General features: G+C 52.4%; 18 protein-coding genes. All 18 read left to right on the forward strand.

What is annotated here, in order from left to right; genetic code table 11:
* Nucleotides 1-76: 76 nt before the first annotated feature.
* The 18 genes from F0P93_RS28800 (at nucleotide 77) to F0P93_RS28885 (ending at nucleotide 21,784) form a co-directional block, all read left to right on the forward strand.
* A complete protein-coding gene (locus F0P93_RS28800; RefSeq protein WP_150881268.1) occupies nucleotides 77-1,771 on the forward strand; it encodes a helix-hairpin-helix domain-containing protein in 1,695 nt (564 codons plus the stop codon).
* Nucleotides 1,772-1,885: 114 nt separating this feature from the next.
* Nucleotides 1,886-4,288 (forward strand): TonB-dependent receptor, encoded by a 2,403-nt coding sequence (locus tag F0P93_RS28805; protein WP_150881269.1) that lies wholly within the window; start codon nucleotides 1,886-1,888, stop codon nucleotides 4,286-4,288.
* Nucleotides 4,289-4,294: 6 nt separating this feature from the next.
* Nucleotides 4,295-5,389: a DUF4249 domain-containing protein gene (locus F0P93_RS28810; protein ID WP_150881270.1), complete on the forward strand. Its 1,095-nt coding sequence runs from the start codon at nucleotides 4,295-4,297 to the stop codon at nucleotides 5,387-5,389.
* 381 nt (nucleotides 5,390-5,770) lie between these two features.
* Entirely contained in the window at nucleotides 5,771-6,235 is a 465-nt protein-coding gene (locus tag F0P93_RS28815) for a transposase (protein ID WP_191908949.1), read from the forward strand.
* Between the two features lie 162 nt (nucleotides 6,236-6,397).
* Nucleotides 6,398-7,420: a glycosyltransferase family 9 protein gene (locus tag F0P93_RS28820; RefSeq protein ID WP_150881271.1), complete on the forward strand. Its 1,023-nt coding sequence runs from the start codon at nucleotides 6,398-6,400 to the stop codon at nucleotides 7,418-7,420.
* Nucleotides 7,421-7,437: 17 nt separating this feature from the next.
* Nucleotides 7,438-8,310 carry a carbon-nitrogen hydrolase gene (locus F0P93_RS28825; protein ID WP_150881272.1) on the forward strand — a complete coding sequence of 291 codons (873 nt, stop codon included), beginning with the start codon at nucleotides 7,438-7,440 and terminating at the stop codon, nucleotides 8,308-8,310.
* Between the two features lie 8 nt (nucleotides 8,311-8,318).
* On the forward strand, nucleotides 8,319-9,989 hold the full coding sequence (locus tag F0P93_RS28830) for a hypothetical protein (RefSeq protein WP_225309693.1): 1,671 nt from the start codon (nucleotides 8,319-8,321) through the stop codon (nucleotides 9,987-9,989).
* A gap of 183 nt (nucleotides 9,990-10,172) precedes the next feature.
* Nucleotides 10,173-10,904, forward strand: a complete 732-nt coding sequence (locus F0P93_RS28835) for a hypothetical protein (RefSeq protein WP_150881273.1) — start codon at nucleotides 10,173-10,175, stop codon at nucleotides 10,902-10,904.
* Between the two features lie 30 nt (nucleotides 10,905-10,934).
* The gene (locus F0P93_RS28840) at nucleotides 10,935-11,960 is read left to right on the forward strand and encodes a hypothetical protein (protein ID WP_150881274.1); all 1,026 of its coding nucleotides are present in this window, start codon (nucleotides 10,935-10,937) and stop codon (nucleotides 11,958-11,960) included.
* A gap of 130 nt (nucleotides 11,961-12,090) precedes the next feature.
* Complete coding sequence (locus F0P93_RS28845; protein ID WP_150881275.1) at nucleotides 12,091-13,125, forward strand: acetate and sugar kinases/Hsc70/actin family protein; 1,035 nt, start codon at nucleotides 12,091-12,093, stop codon at nucleotides 13,123-13,125.
* Between the two features lie 114 nt (nucleotides 13,126-13,239).
* Nucleotides 13,240-13,743 (forward strand): hypothetical protein, encoded by a 504-nt coding sequence (locus tag F0P93_RS28850; protein WP_150881276.1) that lies wholly within the window; start codon nucleotides 13,240-13,242, stop codon nucleotides 13,741-13,743.
* Nucleotides 13,744-13,825: 82 nt separating this feature from the next.
* Nucleotides 13,826-14,905 carry an agmatine deiminase family protein gene (locus tag F0P93_RS28855; RefSeq protein ID WP_150881277.1) on the forward strand — a complete coding sequence of 360 codons (1,080 nt, stop codon included), beginning with the start codon at nucleotides 13,826-13,828 and terminating at the stop codon, nucleotides 14,903-14,905.
* The gene (locus F0P93_RS28860) at nucleotides 14,905-15,243 is read left to right on the forward strand and encodes an avidin-fold protein (protein ID WP_150881278.1); all 339 of its coding nucleotides are present in this window, start codon (nucleotides 14,905-14,907) and stop codon (nucleotides 15,241-15,243) included. Before F0P93_RS28855 ends, F0P93_RS28860 begins: the two co-directional genes overlap by 1 nt.
* Before the next feature lie 10 nt (nucleotides 15,244-15,253).
* A complete protein-coding gene (locus F0P93_RS28865) occupies nucleotides 15,254-15,934 on the forward strand; it encodes a hypothetical protein (RefSeq protein ID WP_150881279.1) in 681 nt (226 codons plus the stop codon).
* A 33-nt stretch (nucleotides 15,935-15,967) separates the two neighbouring features.
* Nucleotides 15,968-18,301 (forward strand): peptidylprolyl isomerase, encoded by a 2,334-nt coding sequence (locus tag F0P93_RS28870; protein ID WP_225309694.1) that lies wholly within the window; start codon nucleotides 15,968-15,970, stop codon nucleotides 18,299-18,301.
* A gap of 100 nt (nucleotides 18,302-18,401) precedes the next feature.
* Complete coding sequence (locus F0P93_RS28875) at nucleotides 18,402-19,763, forward strand: peptidylprolyl isomerase (RefSeq protein ID WP_114409523.1); 1,362 nt, start codon at nucleotides 18,402-18,404, stop codon at nucleotides 19,761-19,763.
* Between the two features lie 75 nt (nucleotides 19,764-19,838).
* The gene (locus tag F0P93_RS28880) at nucleotides 19,839-20,804 is read left to right on the forward strand and encodes an AAA family ATPase (protein WP_114409524.1); all 966 of its coding nucleotides are present in this window, start codon (nucleotides 19,839-19,841) and stop codon (nucleotides 20,802-20,804) included.
* Between the two features lie 200 nt (nucleotides 20,805-21,004).
* Entirely contained in the window at nucleotides 21,005-21,784 is a 780-nt protein-coding gene (locus F0P93_RS28885) for a hypothetical protein (RefSeq protein WP_150881280.1), read from the forward strand.
* Nucleotides 21,785-21,796: the final 12 nt, after the last annotated feature.

Raw genomic sequence — 21,796 nt, forward strand, 5'->3', positions numbered from 1 at the left:
CAACTTTCTTTTGCAGCGGGACTGTAAGAAACCGTACTTAAAAGATTGGTAACAAAAACCGCCCTTTCCCGATACCATGACCAACACCGAAATTATCGATATTCTGGAACTGACGGCCAAGCTCATGGAGCTTCACGATGTGGATGCGTTCAAAACCCGGTCGTTTCAGGCGGCCGCTTTCAACCTCGACAAAATCAGTGAAGACCTCACCAAAATGTCATTTCCGGAACTGCTCAAGTTGCCGGGCGTTGGTAAATCCGTAGCCGGAAAAGTGTTGCAGATTATCGAAACCGGACGGCTTCAGGACCTCGATGATTTGCTGGCCCAAACCCCCGAAGGTGTGCTGGAAATGTTTCGGATCAAAGGCATCGGTGCCAAAAAAATCCGGGTCATCTGGCGCGACTTCGGAATCGATACAATCCGGGATTTGCGGCTGGCCTGTGAGAGTGGTGAAATCGCCAAAATCAAAGGGTTCGGCGAAAAAACGCAGCAGGCCATTCTCGAATCACTGGCCTTTCTGGAAAACCAGTCCGGCAAACTCCGCATGGACAAAGCCGAAGCCTTGTCGAATATGCTGTTGGACGTGTTTGAAAAGGAGTTCAGCCGCGTGGAAGTGGCCGGGCAAATCCGCCGAAAGAGCGAGGAGGTCGATACCATTCAATATGTTGCCAGTACTTCCGATCCGATCGCTGCCTTTGAATTTCTGAACTCCCTCTCCTACCTAGAACAGAACGAAATTGACTCCTCGCCTTTCATCTGGCGGGGACAGGCCAGCGGATACGACGTTCAGGTCGAGATCATTACCACGCCGGCCGATCGGTTTGAAAGCCAGTTATTCACGCATTCGGCGGCCGAAAAACACCTGACGACAACCGGCGCATCGGGCCGAACATTATTACAAACCAGCCGGGCGTTTCCGTCCGAAGCCGAAGAAGCGGTGTATAAACGAGCCGGACTGCCCTTCATCGTACCGGAAATGCGCGAAGGTGGTTTTGAGTTCGACTGGGCGCAAACCCACTCCCCCGATGATCTGGTGACCTGGGACGCACTGCGCGGCATTCTGCACAACCACAGTACCTATTCCGACGGAAAGCACACGCTTGAACAGATGGCGACCTACTGCCGGGATCTGGGTTTTACCTATTTCGGTATCGCCGATCACTCCCAATCGGCCACGTATGCCAAAGGGCTGGAACCATACCGTGTGCAGCAACAGCACGAAGAAATCGACCGGCTAAATACTCAGTTTGGCGGTTCGTTCAAGATTCTGAGAGGAATCGAATCTGACATTCTGGGCGATGGTTCGCTGGATTACAGCGACGACCTGCTGGCCACCTTCGATTACGTCGTGGCATCGGTGCATTCCAACCTGTCGATGACCAGCGAAAAAGCAACGGCCCGGCTGATCAACGCCATTCAGAATCCCTACACGACCATTTTAGGACACCCGACGGGTCGTTTGTTGCTGGCCCGGGCGGGCTATCCCATCGATTACAAGGCCGTGATCGATGCCTGTGCCCAACACGGCGTTGTGATCGAAATCAACGCCAGCCCCTGGCGGCTCGATCTCGACTGGCGCTGGATTCAATATGCCGTGAATCAGGGCGTTATGCTGAGTATCAATCCCGATGCGCACGAAATGCCCGGTTTTCACGACATGCACTATGGCGTGGCGGTTGCCCGCAAAGGCGGTTTGACTAAAAGCATGACGTTTAATGCCCTCAGTTTAAATGAAATAGAAGCGCATTTACAAAAAAGAAGGCGTCAGTAGCCGGTTTCGGTATCGATCAAATAACGAATGTAATTTTAATCCTAAGTTTATTCGTTATTTACTATTCAATATTTGATCTTTACAACACGAAACCAATTTTACAACCTGACCTACATGCGATTTTTCTACTTCACCATTGTGTGCAGTTGGCTTATCTTTTCTGTTGCGGCAGCCCAGCCCAAAAGCGACCAATCCAATCATTCCCTCACGGGCTACATTCGCGACGCAATCACCAAAAAACCCATTCAGGGCGTAACGGTTTTTATTACCGAAAACCGCCGGGGCGTTAACACGAGTCGCGACGGTTTTTTTGTCATTCCCCTCCCCGACGGCACCTATAACGTCAAATTTACCCACATCGGTTTTCGGCCGCAAACGCATTCCATTGTCCTGAACAAAACGGTTTTGACAGAAATTTTGCTGGAAGACGATTCCAAGGATCTGGAAGAAGTGACCGTCACGACCGAAGCACCCGACCGGAATGTAAAGAAAGTGGAACTGGGCGTCACGCAGATGTCCATCAAAACCATCAGGCGCATTCCGGCTTTTATGGGGGAAGCCGACGTGGTGCGGAGTCTGCTGCTGCTGCCGGGCGTTACCACCGTGGGCGAAGGCGCTCCCGGCATCAATGTTCGGGGGGGCAGCACCGACCAGAATCTGGTGCTGATGGACGACGCGCCTATTTTCAATTCGAGCCATTTGATGGGCTTTTTCTCGGTTTTTAATCCGGATATTGTCCGCGACGTTACGCTCAACCGGGGCGGTATTGCGCCGAGTATGGGCGGAAGGGCGGCATCCGTGCTCGACATTCGGGTGAAAGAACCGGAGATCGACAAACTCAGGGTAAATGGCGGGATCGGAATCGTCGCCAGTCGATTGGGCCTTGAGGGGCCTTTATTCAATAAAAAACTCTCGTTTCTGCTGGCCGGGCGGGCGTCGTTCAATGATTTTCTGTTTAAACTCATGCCCCGCAGTATTCGGGAAACGAAAGCGAATTTCTACGACCTGACGACTAAATTAAAATTCCAACCCAGTGAAAAACATACCGTTACGTTCACGGGGTACACGAGTCACGACGAATTTAAACTGGCATCCGATTCACTTTCGACCGTAGAAGTCAATGCCTCTTCCACGGTTTTTGAATACCGAACCGTCAATGGTACGCTGAAATGGAACTATTTCATCAACGATCGTTTCAATCTGACTACCACCGCCATATACAGCCAGTACCGCCCCGAAACCTCCGCGCCCGACCCGGCCAATGCGTTCCGGCTCACCTCGGAAATTTTGCACCGCCAACTGAAAGCCGACCTGAGTTATGCCGCAACGAGTAACCACCAGTTGCAGGGTGGCATCAGCCTGATCGATTATTACCTCCAGCCCAATAAGCTCGTCCCCGGTTTTCAATCGAACGTGCTGCCGAAAGCGATGCCCATCGAACGGGCGTATGAACTGGCGGTGTATGCTCAGGATGAATGGAAAGTGAATGAAGCCTTTTCCATTCTGGGTGGGATTCGCTATTCCCAACTGCTGAACCGGGGACCGGCCAGCGTTCCGATTTATCAGGAAGGCGTTCCCCGCGAACCCGAAACGACATCCTCTTCCACCGCCCACACCAAAGGACAGATTTACCACCAGGCAGGCGGTATCGAACCACGTCTGGCGTTGCGCTGGACTGTGGCCGAAGGTCAGTCCATCAAGGCGGGTTACAACCGCCTGCGGCAATACATTCACCTGATTACCAACACAACTGCCGCGCTGCCCGTCTCGCGCTGGAAGCTGAGCGATTCGTTCGTGAAGCCCCAGATTGCTGATCAATGGTCGGTGGGCTATTTCAAAAATACCGCCGGAAATGCGTTTGAAGCGTCGGCGGAAGTGTACTATAAAACGTTGCAAAATGCCATTGATTTCAAGGATGGGGCGGAATTGGTGCTCAATCCGACCCCCGAAACCGAGTTGTTGCAGGGAACCGGCCGGGCCTACGGACTGGAAACCCAGCTCCGCAAAAATAAAGGCCATTGGATCGGCTGGGTCAGTTACACCTACTCCCGGTCATTCTATACCATCAACGGCCCTTTCCGGGAAGAAAAGGTGAATAATGGCATCGAATATCCGACCAACTTCGACAAACCGCACACGCTGAATGCCATGACAACCTTTCGGCCCAACAGCCGGGTGAATGTGTCGTTCAATTTCACATACAGCACCGGCCGCCCCGTGACCCAGCCCTACGCCCGGGCCCGCGTCAACGGCATCGTCGTCCCCATTTATGTAAACCGGAACCAGCAGCGGATTCCCGATTACCACCGGCTGGATTTTGCCGTCGAGTTCAATCAGAATCCAGCCCAAAAAAGGCAGTGGGAACGGAGCTGGGTCTTTTCGATCTACAATGTATACGCCCGGAAGAATGCCTATTCAGTGTTCTTCAAGGTCAATTCGGCATCGTTGTCCGATGGCTACAAACTGTCGGTGTTTGGATCGGCCTTCCCATCACTGACCTACAATTTCAAGTTTTGATTCGTTATGAAAAGCCTGATTCCTACCGGTTTTCCTTTGCTGTTTTTTCGCCCGAGACTGGCCTTTCTGCTGATTTTGGGTCTGGTCAGCTCGTGCATCAGCCCCTATCAGCCGGATACACAATCCATCGGGCGGGCTCTGGTCGTGGAAGGATTGATCACCGACCAGCCAGGGCCCTATGCTGTCAACCTCACGCAAACCGCCGACTACACGTATTCGGGTTTGAACCTGCTGGTCAGTGGTGCCACGGTAACGCTATCCGACAATGCCGGGAATCAGGAGGTGCTTCGGGAAGCCAGTCCGGGCTATTACCAAACTGCGGCAACCGGCATCCGGGGCACTGTAGGCCGCTCGTATAAAATCGCCATCCGAACCACCGACGGGAAACAATATGAATCGTCTCTGGAAGTATTAAAAACCGCCCCGCCGATTAGCCAACTGAGTTACGAATACCAGTATAATACGGCATCCTTCGAAAACGACAAACGGAACACCTGGGCCGTTTATCTGGACACCAAAGACCCGGAAACGCCCGGCGATTATTACCGGTGGGTGTGGAAGAATTACGAGTTTACGGCAGCCTGTCAGTTGAGCCCCAATATCAATTCGGAGGGATACTACATGGGGTTACCTTGCTGCACGGATTGCTGGGATATTAACCAGTGCTACAGCAACTGCATCAACATCAGCTCCGACGCGGCCATCAACGGAAAAGCCATTAGCCGTCAATATATTATGAGCGTACCGTTTACGTCGCGCGGCATGTATTACGTGGAAGTGGAGCAGCAATCGATCAGTCCGGGTGCCTACCAGTTTTTCAACAGTGTCAAAAAACTGGTCAACAACACGGGCGGTTTATTTGATGCCGCTCCGGCGGCCGTTGGCGGAAATATCAAGTGTACCAGCAATCCGGGCGAGGTCGTTTACGGGTATTTTGGGGCCGCCGGGGTTAGCGTAATGGCTTTAAAAGTCGATCGGTCGAAAGAGGCCGTCGGCATTCCAAACGGCAAGAATATCCTGCTCGATAACCTGGCGCCCTGCCTTGCCTGCGAAAACAGCATCTACCGAACACCCAACAAACCCCGATTCTGGGATCAGTAGCTTCCCACCCCGTCAGCGGTCGCAGACCCTGACAGCGGTGGGAAGCCACTGATCCCAGAATCGTCCAAATAAACCGCTAATAGGGTCCCAAATAACACCTTCCAAGGTCATCCAATCAGGATCCGCACCCCGTCAGGGTCTTCGACCGCTGACGGGGTGCGGATCCTGATTGGATGACTTTTAGTACCGGTTTTCGTCAAAACCTAAAACGAAAAACCGATGGAAGAAATTGAGCCCCTCGAGCCAGGGCGGTATTACCACATTTACAACCGTGGAATCAATGGAACAGCCCTTTTTTCCACCGCCCACCATTATCGTTTCTTCTTAATACAATATGCCAACTACCTAACTCCGGTTGTTGACACGTTTGCATATTGCCTCATGAAAAACCACTTTCATCTGATGGTTCGGGTAAAAGAAGTGCATGAATTTGATCAGGAGAAACTTTTAAGCGAACGGGGCTGGTTGAAAGTCCCCAATGCCAGCCGACAATTTTCCAATCTCTTCAACAGTTATGCGCAAGATTTCAATGCCAATACCCAACGAACCGGCAGTTTGTTCGAACGCCCTTTTCACCGGAAAGTGGTTACGGATGACTCTTACTTTACCCGGCTTATTTTCTACATTCACAATAACCCCGTTAAACACGGCGTAACCGGAGATTTGACAACGTATTTGTCTTCTTCCTACCAGAGTCACCTATCGGCTAAGCCTACTTTATTGATGCGGGAAGCGGTTTTGACGTGGTTTGGCGGGAGAAAAGAATACATTCATTTCCACCAGGACATGAGCAACGAGGACTTTGGCGACCTATTCACCCACCCCGTCAGCGGTCGCAGACCCTGACAGGGTTGAAATCCGGGCCCTACTTGATTGTGATACCCTACCGCTGTCAGGGTCTGCGACCACTGACGGGGTGGGGTATCACAATCAAGTAGGGTCACCATTCGCACAGGTTTTACACCTTTCCTTCAAATATCTCCCGGCCATATCGTAAATTTGGCGGCAATGCATACCACCCCTGCCAAGTTTCTGATTATCCGGTTTTCGTCCATCGGCGACATCGTGCTGACGACGCCGGTTATACGTTGCCTGAAACAACAGGTTCCGGGTGCCGAAATCCATTATTGCACCAAGCGATCCTTTCAGTCCCTCATCGAATCCAATCCCTATGTCGACAAGGGAATTTATCTGGATGGAAACCTGAACGACCTCATTCGCCAGCTCCGAACCGAGCGGTATGATTTCATCATCGACCTGCACAATAACCTCCGTACCCGCATCATCAAGCTGCGGCTGGCCGTTCCGTCGCGTAGTTTTGATAAGCTCAACTGGGAGAAATGGCTCTATGTTCAGTTCAAAGTGAACACCATGCCCCCCCTCCACATTGTCGACCGATACTTGAAAACGACGGAATCATTTGGGGTGGTCAACGATGGAAAAGGGCTGGATTACTTCATTCCGTACAAGGACATTGTGGAACCCGAATGGTTTCCCATCACCCACCGCCGGGGATTTGTCGCCTACGCCATTGGCGGTCAGCACAATACCAAAAAACTCCCCGTAGCGCGCATGATTGAATTGTGCCGAAAAATCAATTATCCGGTAGTGCTGCTGGGGGGCAAAGAAGACGCTGTTGCCGGCGACGAAGTGCTTCAGGCATTGGGTGACAAACTGATTTACAACGCCTGCGGAAAATACAACCTGAACCAGTCGGCTTCGATTCTCCAGCAGTCGGCGCTGGTTTTTAGCCACGATACGGGGCTGATGCACATTGCGGCTGCCTTCCGGAAAAAAACCTACGCGATCTGGGGCAACACCACGCCACAACTGGGCATGTACCCCTACAAAACCAATTTTGTTTCGCTCGAAAACAAACTGTTGCCCTGTCGTCCTTGTTCTAAAATAGGCTATGACCAGTGTCCGAAGGGTCATTTCAACTGCATGAATGAACTGCGGTTTGATTTTGACCTGAAAGAACTGAAACGGGGCCCCGGGCCTTCCACGCACAGAACCGGCCCGGAACGTTAATCCCTTTGAAAGATCACATGTCAAAAAAAGTAAACATTGGCCTGGTGCAGATGTCCTGCTCGGCCGACCTGGACGCTAATCTCGAAAAAGCCATTGCCGGGATTCGGGAAGCTGCCGCCAAAGGCGCCCAAATTGTGTGTTTGCAGGAATTGTTCCGCTCGCTGTATTTCTGCGACGTGGAAGATCACCACAATTTCAGTCTGGCCGAAGCCATCCCCGGCCCCACCACCGAACGGCTGGGGGAAATTGCACGGGAAACCAATACCGTTGTCATTGCGTCGTTATTTGAAAAACGGGCCGCCGGTTTGTACCACAACACGACCGCCGTTCTGGATGCCGATGGCGCGTATCTGGGCAAATACCGCAAGATGCACATTCCCGACGACCCCGGTTATTACGAAAAGTTTTACTTCACCCCCGGCGATCTGGGCTACAAGGTGTTTGAAACGAAATATGCCAAAATCGGTGTCCTGATTTGCTGGGATCAATGGTATCCCGAACCGGCCCGCATTACGTCTCTGATGGGTGCCGAAATCCTGTTTTACCCCACTGCCATCGGCTGGGATACGGAAGAAACCGATCCCAACGTGGATGAAGAACAATACAGCGCCTGGCAAACCATTCAGCGCAGCCACGCCATAGCCAACGGCGTTCATGTGGTTTCGGTGAACCGGGTCGGGCAGGAAAGGGGCCAGAAATTCTGGGGCGGGTCCTTTGTAGCCAATCCCCACGGCACCCTGCTGTACCTGGCTCCACACGAAGGAGAAGTCACTCACGTTCAGGAAATTGATTTAAGTTTAACCGACAAATACCGTACGACCTGGCCTTATTTTCGTGACCGCCGAATCGATTCGTACCAACCCATCACGAAACGCTATTTGGACGAATGACCAACCGTATGAAGCTTTTTCTGATTTCTTTAGTTGTTGCTCTGGCCGGGTTCGGTTTATGGTACAATCGTTCAATCAGTGGACCTGAGCCGGTCATCGTACCCCATCAGGGTGCTTTACCTGCCCAAACCGCCCTGACCCCAACACCCCGGCAATCCTTTACCCCTACTACCCGCAAAGGCTACTGGAATCCGGATGTTGTCGGGGATTTTACTCTCCCCGCCACCAAATCCGTGACGTTCAGCGGTGCCGGGCGCAACCTGCACGTCGATCAGGATTGGTCAAAGCTGTTCCGCCGGGGCTTTTCGTCTGTCGACAAAACCCGGATGTCGCCCGACGAATACCGCAGTGAATGGAATCCCAAGCCGCCAGGCTGGACCAGTCGGCTAAAACCGTCTCAGCGGGCGTTGACCATTGGCCAGGGCTACATGGCCGGTGCGCCTTTTAACATCGAATGGGCGCGGTCGGGCGACAAAGCACCGGAAACCTGGTACAAGCGTCCGTGGGGTGACCAGAGATTTAAAAACAGTGTGTATACCGCCATGCAGGAACTCAACGGAGAATGCGAAAATTTTGGCGATTGTAACCCGAACAACAAATTAAATACCTACGGAAAAATCTTTTTCGACATTGAAAATGAAGGCGTTGGCAACGTTCTGAACCGGCAGGAACAGGTCAATCTCTATGTTTTTATGATGAAGTCGCTTCAGGAGTGGATCAGTCCCTATACTGAAATTGGCTCCATTGCTCCCGTTCCGCTCAACGGTTATGGGTATTCCCGCGCCCGCGAGTACAAGGGCTCCCCGGAATGGCTCTGGGCCATGCCCGCCCGGCACACAGCCACCTCGCGCCAACGCGGGATGCCCGACGAAATTGTTGGCAAGACCTTCGCCGACTACATTGATTTTCAGATGCCGGGCACGTATTACATGTTCCCGGATTTCGATTATTCCATCCCGCACAGCGACGACGGTGCCCGCCACTGGCTCGGCGCTTTGTTACACGAACAGGAGGTAAACGCCCGGCTTTCGCCCAAGAAACGCATTGCCTGGCAGTGGCTTTTCAACACCCAAAGCAGTGAATTCCCCAATAGTGAGAAAGCGAAAAACGCGGCTCCCCCAGCCGTGGCCGAAGGAATTGCGGTTTTTTACTGGTTTACGGGTGCCTACGGAGTCATGTTCTGGGATGACGCGACGGAATTGAAACCCGATCAGCCAACTCCAGCCGATGTAAATCAGCAGGGCCTGGGCAACGACCGGGTGTATGCCTGTTACGAACACTACATCCATGGTCTCTGGCGGTTGTTCAAACACCACGGTGACCTATTCAATGGGCGAGAAAAATACCTGAACGACCAAACCGAATGCTCGGTCGACGGCGGAAAAACCTGGTATAAATACACCGCCAATCAGCTAAAAACCAACAACGTGCCGTTTGTCAGAGCCATCGTAAACGGGAATCAGATTCTGGTAGCAGCAACCCAACCCTACGGAAAACCCGACCAGCGCGAACAGGTACTGGTGCGATACGTTCAGGATGGGTACCAGTTTTATACGACTATCAACCTGAAAGGTGACGAAATATTTCTGGGCCGGGCAACGATGCAGGGTGAGGCCGGAAGCCGGAAGAAGGCCGCCGGAAGTCCAAAGAAAACGACTGTAAATCGAAAGAAGGCCTGATTCTATTCTGCCTTACGACTAAAACCCTAAAACCGGGTCGATACATGAAGTTCGGCCCGGTTTTTATCCTTACAGGCCATCAGTAAACCGTTTGGCTTAAAACGGTTATTTTATCATCTTGCACCCATCTAATATTGTTCCGTCTTTCATCGGCAAGAACGATACGTTTTAACCTAACACAAGATGGCAGAACAAGAAACGAGTTCCGGGCTGGAGGGCTTCGGAAAAAAACTCCTGAATCTCTTTATCAAAGACGAACCGACGACGGGTAAGCCGATAACGGCCTTTCCACAAAACCCGCCCAATCCGGTTTCCGTGCCGACAACACCGGCTGGCCCGGTTCCTGCAGCAGCGGTGCGTGAACCTACTGCTTCGTCAGCGGTGCCCGAGGGTGCTGTCGATACGAAGTTTGTCGATCATTTCGCGGCTGTGCTGTCGAAAGCCAACCAGCCCGGCCCCGATTATTTCGAGTTTCGGGAAACGCTGAAAAACCTGTCGAATCTCAATCTGAGTGAAGACCAGCAGTATCAGGCGGCCTGGGCCAGTTTCAAGGCAATGGGCGGTTCGGCGAATGTGGCCGGTTTGGTCAGTTCGGCCAACCAGTATCTGACGGCCCTGAACAACGACCAGCAGGCGTTTTCGAAAACCGTTGAAGAAGCCCTGACCGAAAAAGTCGGCGGGTTGTCCAACGAACAGAAACAACTGCAATCGGAGAACGAGCAACTGGCCAAACAGATGCTGGAAATTCAGCGAAAAATGGACGCCAACAACGAACGGCTTTCCAAAATTGGCGGAGAGTTAAACGACCAACGGCAGAAAATCACCCAGAACCAAAGCAATTACGAAGCGACACTGGCCGTCTTCGTCGGTCAGATCAAGCGGGATTTGCTCAAACTGGGAGAGTATATTAAATGACGATTTAAACCATAAACCTTACACATAACAATGGCATCAACTCCTGATTTTTCACAAGTGGGTGGCCGAACCGAGGACGGCGACAAGCGTTCGTTCTGGAGTCGCCCGGAAGGCATCGCGGGGCTGTTTTTTCTGGCCGCCATCGGTGCCATGGGATTGGTATACTTCAACCGGATTGTTGAATTTCTGATCAAGGTTACCGAAAATACGCTGTATCTGGCGGGTTTGCTGGCGGTTCTGGGCTTCCTGATCTTCCTGTTTACGAGCAAGGATGTGCGGACGGCGGTTTTCTTCCTGTATAAAACGCTGATGCGGAAATTGACAGGTCTCGTGATTCAGCTCGATCCGATTGCGATCATGAAGATTTACGTCAACGATCTGAAAGACAAACGACGCAGCATGCAGGGACAGATTGACACGCTGGCGGGACAACTGGTGAAACTGAACCGGAAAATTACCGAGAACAACGAGGTGATCAAACAGAAGTTTGCCGAAGCCAACAAAGCCAATGCCATGACCGACCGGCCCGGTATGCGGGAAGCCGCCCAACTCGCCACCATTGAAGGCGCCGGTTTGCAGGAAATGAACGAGAAACTGCAGCCGCTTCAGCGCAACATGCGGACGGTGCTGGAATTCATGGAGAAAGTGAATAAAAGCGCCGACTACATCATCAAAGAAACTGAGATCAAGGTCAAACTGAAAGAAGCGGAATACCAGATTGTAAAGGAAAGCTCCAACGCTTTGCGGACGGCCATTAGCATCTTCAAAGGCGATCCCGACAAGAAGTTTTACTTCGACGAGTCGATGGAGTATATCCAGGACGACATGAGCAAAAAGCTCGGCGAAATGAAGCGGGCCATGGATATGTCGATGGACTTCATCAACTCGGTCGACATCCAGAACGGGATTCTTTCGGACAAAGGCCAGGCTTTGCTGGAAGCCTACAACCACGGTGAATTCAAAATCATCAAGCTGGACGAAGCCCCCCCGGCCACACCCGCCAGTCGGCAGGTCAACCCGCCGAAGGACACTGGTTACCGGAGTCTCCTGGATTAATGAGTGAGTTGTGATTGAGCGATTGAGTGAAAGTATGTTCATTGATTTTCACGCAACCGCTCAATCACAACTCACTTAACAACCAATTCACACAATCGCTCAATCACTAATTCACACAATTGATCAAACCATGCAACGCTTAACCGTAGCCGGAAGGCTTCTCATCACGGCCCTGATCCTGGCCGCTATCTACTTTGGTTTTAAATACATCGGTGGAGTCGATTTACTGAAAAAATTAGCTCCGAAAGAAACCGCACAACAAACCTCCGACTCGCCATCGATGCCGTCGACCTCTTCGGATGCGACGTCTGAAGAAAGTGCCAAACCCGCCGACACGGAAGCGACCGACGAAGCCGGTTCGCGCCCCACGTTCAACTACACCCCACCGGCCCCGCAAAACGGCAAACTGAAAGGTGTCGTAGAATTGGGGGCCAGCGGTTTTAACTCGTTCATCATTACGGTTGACGCGCAGAAAGCCTGGAAACTGGAGAAATCCGAATTTGGGAATAGCCTGGTGCTGGAAAATATGGCCACCGACCAGGACGTTCGCGAAGGGTTGAAAAAATACATTTCCCAGATGCTGAACTTCGGGGTAGCTGGCCGTGACATTCACTTTGTCGTCAGCTCGGGAGCGGTGAAAGCCGACAATACCCAGAAAATCATCAAGGCGTTAAAGTCACTCAACTACGTGGTCAATACCGTAACCGCCGAACAGGAAGGTCGTCTGGCGTTGCGGTCGGTTTTGCCGAAAGATTTTGAAAGCAACGGTTTTGTGGTGGACATTGGCTCCGGAAACACCAAGATTTCGTGGAAAGACGGTGGCAAAACCGCTGCGCTGGAAAGCTACGGTGCCAAATATTTCCAGAATGGCGACGATGATACCAAAGTGTACAACGCGGTGAAAGCGGAGGCCGAGAAAATTCCGGCGGCCAACCGCAAGACCTGCTTCATCATTGGCGGGGTGCCTTTCGAACTGGCCAAGCAGGTCCGGAACGGCAAGGAGCGTTATACGGTTTTGAACGCTCCATCGGCGTATACATCCGGTGAAGCCAAAACCAAAGCCGGTGTCAACATCTACAAAGCCATCGCCGACGGTACCAACTGCGACCAGTTCGTCTTCGACTGGGATGCGAACTTTACGATTGGTTATCTGCTGACGTTGTAACAAGAGTTGTTTCGCGGAGATGAGCGGAGAAAAAAGGGAGCTAAGCGGAGAGAATTAATAACTCCGTTTAACTCCTTCTTTCTCCGCTCAACTCCGCGAAATAATTTTATAATCATGACACTACAGGATTTCTTCGACGCCGTTTCTGCCAACCCAGCCCTTCTGACGGTTTTTCTGCTGGCCATTCCGGCACTGGCATTTGTCGTCAATATGTGGTCGGGCGAGAAGGCGGAGGAGATTTGGCGGTGGCGGTTTGTGTACGCAACACTGGTGTACCTGGCCTGCATTCCCGGTATTTTTGCCTTTACATTAAACGTCTATCTGTTCCTCTTCGAACGGCAAAGCATCTGGCGGATGAACCTGGTCACGCAGGTGTTGCCGGTGCTGACGATGGTGGCCACGCTGATGCTCATAAAACGCAAACTGCCTTTCGCCTACATCCCCGGTTTTGGCAAACTGTCGGGCTTCATGACGCTCATTGCGGCCCTCATCGGCATTCTCTGGATCATCGACCGAACCCGCATCTACGCCGTCACTTATATTCCCTTTACCTACATTCTGGTTGGATTCGTCGGACTGCTGCTGCTCGTTCGTTTCGCCTGGAGCAAGCTGTTTTAGCTCAGTCCAGTTTCGGAAGGTGTTCATTCATGAGTTGAGTCATCCATAATTTTGTATTTTTGTGGTGTGATCGAAAAATTGCATGAATAGACAAACCCAACATCATACGCCCAATTCTCCTTTCATTCCGGCTCAGAACGGTTTTTTCTTCCCGGCCGAATGGCATCCGCACGTCGCAACCTGGCTCAGTTGGCCGCATACCGAAGCCTCATGGTCGAACGAGCGGCAGGAACTCATGTTTCCGGCTTACCTGGAGTTTATCCGGGCCATCAGCGAAAGCGAGCAGGTGTGCATCAACGCCCACAACGAAACCGTTATACAGACAGCCAAAATGCGGCTCTTGATGGCGGGGATCGATCTGGAAAAAGTAACACTTCTGCCCCACCCGACCAACGATTCCTGGTGCCGCGACCACGGCCCGGCATTTCTGATCAATCCCGCTTCGAAGGAAAAAATTATTGTCAACTGGGAATACAACGCCTGGGGTGGAAAGTATCCGCCGTACGAACGGGACGGGCTCATTCCGGTCGAAATTGCACATTACCGGCACTTGCCCTATGTCAATCCGGGCATTGTCATGGAAGGGGGCGCGGTCGAGTTCAATGGCAAAGGCACGGTTCTGACCAGCCGGGCGTGTCTGCTGAATCAAAACCGGAATTCGCACCTGACCCAGGCCCAGATCGAACAGTATCTGTGTGATTATTACGGGGTTCAGCAAGTGCTGTGGGTGGAAGAAGGCATTGTCGGCGATGATACGGACGGACACATCGACGATACCGTCCGGTTTGTCAATGAAGATACGGTGGTGGTGGCAACCGAAAACAACCCCAACGATGAGAACTTTCCGTTCCTGCAGGAAATTCAGCAGGAGGTGAAAGCCATGCGTTTGCTCAACGGCAAGCAACTGAACATCATTGAGTTGCCCATGCCTGACCCAGTCCTGAGCGAAGGCCAGCGCTTACCGGCTTCCTACGCCAATTTTTACATTTCCAACGGCTCCGTCATCGTTCCAACCTTCCGGTGCGACAAAGACCAGACGGCCCTCGATATTCTTACCACCTGCTTCCCAACCCGGAAAGTGGTGGGCATCGACGCAACCGAAATCGTCTGGGGCTTAGGCACTTTTCATTGCCTGAGCCAGCAGGAACCGACCCTGGACTGATGCAGTACGACAGGAAAATATTTGGCTCGGTTGCCAATACCGACAACGGGGAAGTAAGTGCCGCAACAACGTTCTGGTATCACCAGGAGGGCGAGGTGGTCTGGGCCGAATACCGGGGCGGTACGGTAGTCAAAGGGTTTCTCGTCGCGAAAGTGCTGACCGACGGGGAACTAGACATGGTGTATCAGCATTTGAATACGGACGGTGACTTCCGAACCGGTGTCTGCCGTTCCACACCCGAAGTGCTGCCCGACGGTCGCATTCGGCTGCACGAACGCTGGCGATGGACCAACGGCGACGGCTCGGAAGGCGCGTCGGTGATTGAAGAAATTGCCTGATCAACCTCGTATGAAATTTCTCTATTTATTTGGTATTCTGTTTGTTACCGCTTGTTCCAGTCAAAAGCCGCTCACGGCGGAAATGAAACTCAGCCAGCTCAAAGCGGTTAATCTGGAAGAGACACTGACCCGGAAAGACGAGCTGATGATGACGTGGTCGCTCACGGCATTCGATAGTAAAAACCGCCTGGTGGGGGTTGCTTCCAGCGCCTGGGGTGTAGAAAAGGTTCAGAAAGGGGCGGTTTTATCCTTTGAAAATCAAGCTCCTGTGCAGGTGTCCATGCCGAAAGGCGGTAAGGTTGTTGCGTCCCTGTTGCTGATTGAAGTCGATGACTACAGCCAGGCCCAGCAATGGATCAAACGCGTTCGCGACATCAACGGCTGGATTCAGGTGCCGGTCGGCTTTTTCGAGATTGGCTCCGAACTGCTGACACCCCTGAAATACGTTACCACCGCCCTGGCAGCCGCCGGAATGGGCGTTCAGTTGACCGACCGGCTGGACAAAGACGATATTCTGGGACAAAGCAGCGTCGAGTTGCGGGACAGCAGCAACGACCGCCAAAAGAAGGAGACGGCGATGCACGTACCGGCCCGGTTTTCAGGACGACACCTGCGCGATTCGTTTGAATACCAGGTCGACTATGACATTCGGCTAAAAAGAATAAAAATAAAGCCCGCTTCCAGTCGTTAAAAAGTAGATAACCGATTCTAATTCATATCCGTTTTGACTTCAAACCGTATTTCACAAAAAGTGCCCGGTATCGTGTTGCTTTGTCTGCTGGCAGGCTGCAAATCCTCGGCACCCGTCGTTACCAAAGCACCCGAACCGGTTATTCTGAAACTGGGCAACAAGTCATTCACCACCGACGAGTTCTTTCAGTCGTTCACCAAAAATCAAATTAATGGCGATTCGGCCCGCCGGACGGATCTGCGCGAATACATCGATTTATTTACCAACCTGAAACTGAAAGTGATGGCCGCCGAGCAGGAAGGGCGCGACACCACGGAAGGTTTCCGGGAAGAAATTTCCACCTACCGGAAGCAACTGGCGCAATCGTATCTCAATGATAAAGAAGTCATTGAACACCTGACGGCGGAAGCCTACCAGCATTTAAAGGAAGAAGTCAACATTTCGCACATCCTGTTTGCCGTGGCCGAAGATGCGACCCCGACCGACACCCTGGCTGCTTATAATCAGGCCCTCGATGTTCGGAAACAGCTACTGGCCGGCACCGATTTTTCAACGGCGGCCCGGCAATACTCCAAAGATCCCACAGCCGCGATGAACGGTGGCAACCTGGGGTATCTGACGGCATTTCAAGTGGTTTATCCACTCGAACTGGCGGCCTACGCCACGCCCGTTGGCAGCGTTTCGGCACCGGTGCGGTCGCGGTCGGGTTATCACCTCGTGAAAGTGCTGGACAAGCGGGCCAACCGGGGCAAGATTCACGTCGCGCACATCCTGGTGCGGATCAGCCCCAGCGCGACCACATCCGGCGGGGGTGACGAAGGCCAGCGGGCCGCCAAAGCCCGCATCGACGAAGCCTACAACCGGCTGGAAAAAGGCGAACCGTTCGACATGTTGGTGAAAGAATTTTCCGACGACCGCGAATCCCGCAACACCGGCGGTGTTTTACCCGTCTTTGGTGTTGGCCAGATGGTGCAGCCGTTCGAGGAAGCGGCCTATGGGTTGTCGCAACCCGGCAGTTATTCCAAACCGTTCCAAACCAACTACGGCTGGCACATTGTGCGGTTGATTGAACGGCAACCCTTGGAATCGTTTGAATCGATGGCGGGGGCCTTGCGGCAGAAAGTGGTAACCGACACCCGGGCTGAAGTGGTGCGTCAGGCGCTGGTGCAACGGCTTCGAAAAACGTATTCGGTGACTGAATCGCCTGACGTGCTGGCCAAAACCCTCGCCATGGCCGACAGCAGTTTGCTGACGGGCAAATGGAAACTACCGGCAACGCTGGACGCGGCCATAAAAAAAAAACCGATTGTGCTGGTCAACAAACAACCCTATACCGCGAATGAATTTCTGGAAACCGTGGTGCGCCGTCAGCAGCCCCGCAAGGACCCGAGTTCTTCGGCGCGGGTGCAGATGGAGCGGTTGTTCCGGCGGTTTGTCGATGATAAAGTGATCGAACAGGAAGAGGCCGCTCTGGAAAAGAAGTACCCCGAATTCCGCTCGCTGATGAACGACATCCGCGATGGCGTGCTGCTTTCGCAGGTAATGGAAATCAACGTCTGGGAAAAATCACTGGTCGATTCGGTTGGCCAACGGGCTTATTACGACGCTCACAAGGAAAAATACCGCTACGACCAGCGGGCTGCGGCCACAATTCTGGAGGTTCCAAACGACGACGTGCTCAAACAGGCGTCGGAAATGCTGGCGAAGAGTCCCTACCAGCTTCGGCGGTCGGTCGAAGAACTGAACTACGGCGTCAATCAAAGTGCGCTGACTACCAAGCAGCGGGAAACGCTGTTTGATTTATTGGTGTTGATGATAAAAAACTCCGACTACCTCGTGGAGGTTTCCGGATCCGCCGATGCCACGGAGCGGGATACGGTTTCGGCCAGCCGGATTCGGACCGTGGTGAATTTCCTGACGGCCAACCGCATCCCGATTGTCCGGATCATGGAAAAGGACTACGGAAAATTCCGGCCCGGCCCCACCACCGGACCGGGTAAAAATGAGAAGGCCCGGCGCGTGACCTTTCAGTTGTTTTCGACGTCTAAAAAAGATGTGGAGAAGATTCTGAATGCCAAACAACCGGGCGCTGTTAAACTGACGGAAGGGATTTTTGCCAAAGGAGCCAACCCTTTTCTCGACGCCGTTGCCTGGCAACCGGGAACGACAACCATCCGGCGCGACGGAAAAGTGGCGCTTGTCAAGATCGATCAGATCGACCCGCCCCGGTTGAAAACCTTCGATGAAGCGCGGGGAGCGGTGATCAACGACTACCAGGCGGTTCTGGAAAAGCAGTGGCTCGACCGGCTCAAGCAACAGTATCCGGTGCAAATGAACGAAGAAGAGGTACGCAAGCTGGCCAAATAGGCTATTTCTTAACATCATTTAACAGATTCGACGTTTCGGCATATCAATAAATCCTGCCGAAATCCGTAATATTGAGTAATAAACCTGAATGAAGTTCTTAATGAAATCAATCCTTCTCTCCTCCTTTATTCTGACGGCGCTACTGGTTTCCGTATCGTCTCCCTCCTATTCGCAGGGGAAAGGAGTCAGTTTAAACAAGATCATTGCGAAAATCGATAATTACTACGTGCTTAAGTCGGATCTGGAACAGGCCCGTCAGTCCTACGCACAACAGAATCAGAAGGCCCCGGCCGATTGCCAGCTTCTGGAAAGTCTGGTCGTTCAGAAAGTTCTTCTGGCCAAAGCCGAAATTGACTCCGTTACGGTCGACGACAAGCTGATCGAAAACCAGATGGATGGCCGGATGTCGTACATGATTCAGCAATTCGGTTCGGAAAAAAACCTGGTTGAAGCCTACGGCAAAAGCATCGAAGCGCTGAAAAGTGAACTCCGGACGGAAGTGAAAGAACAGATGCTGGGGCAACGGATGCAGACCAAAATCACCGACGATGTGAAGGTGAGTCCCAACGAGGTCCGCAAGTTTTTCAACGGTATTCCGAAAGACAGCCTGCCCTATATCCCGGCCGAAGTCGAAATCGGTCACATTGTGCGTCTGGCCAAAGTGACCAAAGAACAGACTGAAGAATTGAAAAAACGGCTGCTGGCCCTGCGGGAACGCGTTGAAAAAGGCGAAGATTTTGCCAAACTAGCCACCGAATTTTCCGAAGACGTCGGTTCTGCCCAGAAAGGCGGCAGCCTGGGATTTGCCAAACGCGGGGCGATGGTTGCCGAATTCGAGGGAGCGGCCATGAAACTGAAACCCAACGAAATGTCGGACATTGTCCAGTCGGAATTTGGTCTTCACCTGATTCAGCTTATTGAAGTGCGCGGGGCTGAATACCACGCCCGTCACATCCTGCTCCGGCCCGACTACAACCGGCTCGACCTGACAGAACCCCGCCGGTTTCTAGACAGCCTGCGGACATTGATCGTCGCCGACAGTATCAAATTCGAAAAAGCCGCCAAGGACTTTTCCGAGGATAAAATGACGGCCGATGCCGGTGGTGTCATTCGTGATCAACAATCGAACAGCACCTTGATGCCGCATGATCAGAATATGGATTACACCCTGTTCATGACACTGGATACGATGAAAGTCGGCAGTGTCAGCCCGCCGATGGATTACCGGCTGGAAGATGGAAAAAGTGCCGTACGGCTGCTCTATTACAAGCGGAAGGTGGCCCCGCACACGGCCAGTTTGAAAGACGATTTTGAGAAGATCGCTAACATTGTGATGGTGAACAAAAAGAACACCGCCATCGATGCCTGGTTCCGAAAAGCCGTCAGCGACGTCTACATCAATGTGGACCCGGAATACCGAAGCTGCAATATTTTGGGTGCCCAAAAAACCGAAGGACCTTAGAAGAGTTAAGAGTTAAAAATTAACTTCCAACTCTTAACTTCCAACTCTTAACTTCCAACTCTTAACTCCTATCCTGTGGTACAATATAATTCTGACGTTGAGGCTGCTGAAGCGCTGAATGAAGCGTATAAACGATTGAAAAGTGAGATTTCGAAAGTAGTCATCGGTCAGGAAGAAACCGTGCGGCTGTTATTAACCGCCATTTTTTGCCAGGGACACTGTCTTCTGGTGGGCGTACCGGGTCTCGCCAAAACGTTGCTCATTCAGACCATCGCCGGGGCACTCGACCTGAGTTTCAACCGGATTCAGTTTACCCCGGATTTGATGCCGTCGGACATTCTGGGTTCCGAAACGCTCGATCAGGAACGGCGGTTTAAATTCATCAAAGGGCCGGTTTTTGCCAACATCATTCTGGCAGATGAAATCAACCGGACTCCGCCCAAAACGCAGTCGGCCCTGCTGGAAGCCATGCAGGAATATTCGGTGACCATTGCCGGACAGAAATACCCGCTTGAACGACCGTTCTTCGTGCTGGCTACCCAGAATCCGATCGAACAGGAAGGAACCTATCCGCTGCCGGAAGCGCAATTGGACCGGTTTATGTTCAACGTTTTCCTGGACTATCCTTCGTACCAATCGGAGTTGGACATTGTGAAGTCGACAACCAACGACGCGAAATACCAGGTACAAAAAGTCTTATCGGGCGACGAACTGCTGGCCTTCCAACACCTGGTGCGCCGGGTTCCGGTGGTCGATAATGTGGTCGAATACGCCGTCAAACTGGTGCATAAAACTCGCCCGAATACCGAAATGGGTTCACCCGATGCCAATACGTATCTGGAATGGGGTGCCGGACCACGGGCGTCGCAGGCGCTTATTCTGGCGGCCAAATGCAACGCCCTGCTCAACGGCAAGTATTCGCCGGACATCGAAGACGTTCGCGCCGTTGCCTACCCAATCATCCGTCACCGCATTGTCCGGAACTTCAAAGCCGAAGCCGAGGGTATTACGGTTGACCAACTCATCAAACGGCTTTTGTAAGAAGTACGATTTTCGATACTGACTGCGATGCGGTTTTCCTGACGGGAAACCGCATCTTTTTTTTGACCGATTAGTAAATTGTCATCTTTGGGCCGGGATCGTAACGAAATAATTATAAACTTGATCGTCGGATTGTGCATTCTCCGTCATCAACCTTTTCGGTTGATGACGGAGAATCTAACCGCGCAACCCGATCCCCTATGACCCTAAACTCCCTGGCATTTTTCGCCAGCCGACATCCGAAAGTGGCCGCAGGGCTGATTATCCTGTCGGAATGTACGAACGCCGTTCTGGGTCTGCTCCTGGGCAGTTCGCTTCTGGCCGACCAGCCGGGCTGGTACCTGTCGTTCCTGCTTGGCGGGCTGGTTTTAGTGCGGTTTCAATTCGGCCGATACATCGCCCTCCGCTTGCCGGAGCTGGTTTCGAGGGAACGGTTCTGGTTTCAGAAACACAGCTACGCGGTTTTGTTTCTGATCAACTTCCTGGCGTACGGCATAGCGGGTGGCATCAGTGGCCGGACCATAATTCACCCGGAACCATCGGTCAGCGTGGCCAGTGAACGTTCCAGTTCATTTTCCGTATCGAGCGAAAAAGACACCCTGGCTGCGGTTTCGTCCACCCAGCCCACCAGCCAAACGGCGGTGTCTCCTTCTACGGAAAAGCCGCATACCGGAACCAAAATTGCGTATGTTCTTCTGTTTTTGGCCAGCATCCCCCTTTTCATTCTATCCAGTCGGCTGGCCTGTTCGCTGGCTTGTTCTAATCAGGGCTTTGCTGCGGTTTTTGTTATCTTACTTGGGCTGGGCGTGCTGGCAGGTGGTTTTTATTTCCTGGGCCGTGCCCTCGACAAAACTATGAAACCGTATAAGCAAATGACCGCGTCAGATCGCAAGCGGGAAGGTCGACGTTTCGGCAGAACCTTGTTGGGAACGGTTTTGGGGTTACTTATTTTCGCGTTGTTGCCATCACTCCTCCGGTGACCCTTTTTATCT

Source organism: Larkinella humicola (genome assembly GCF_008727875.1).
Lineage (GTDB): Bacteria > Bacteroidota > Bacteroidia > Cytophagales > Spirosomataceae > Larkinella > Larkinella humicola.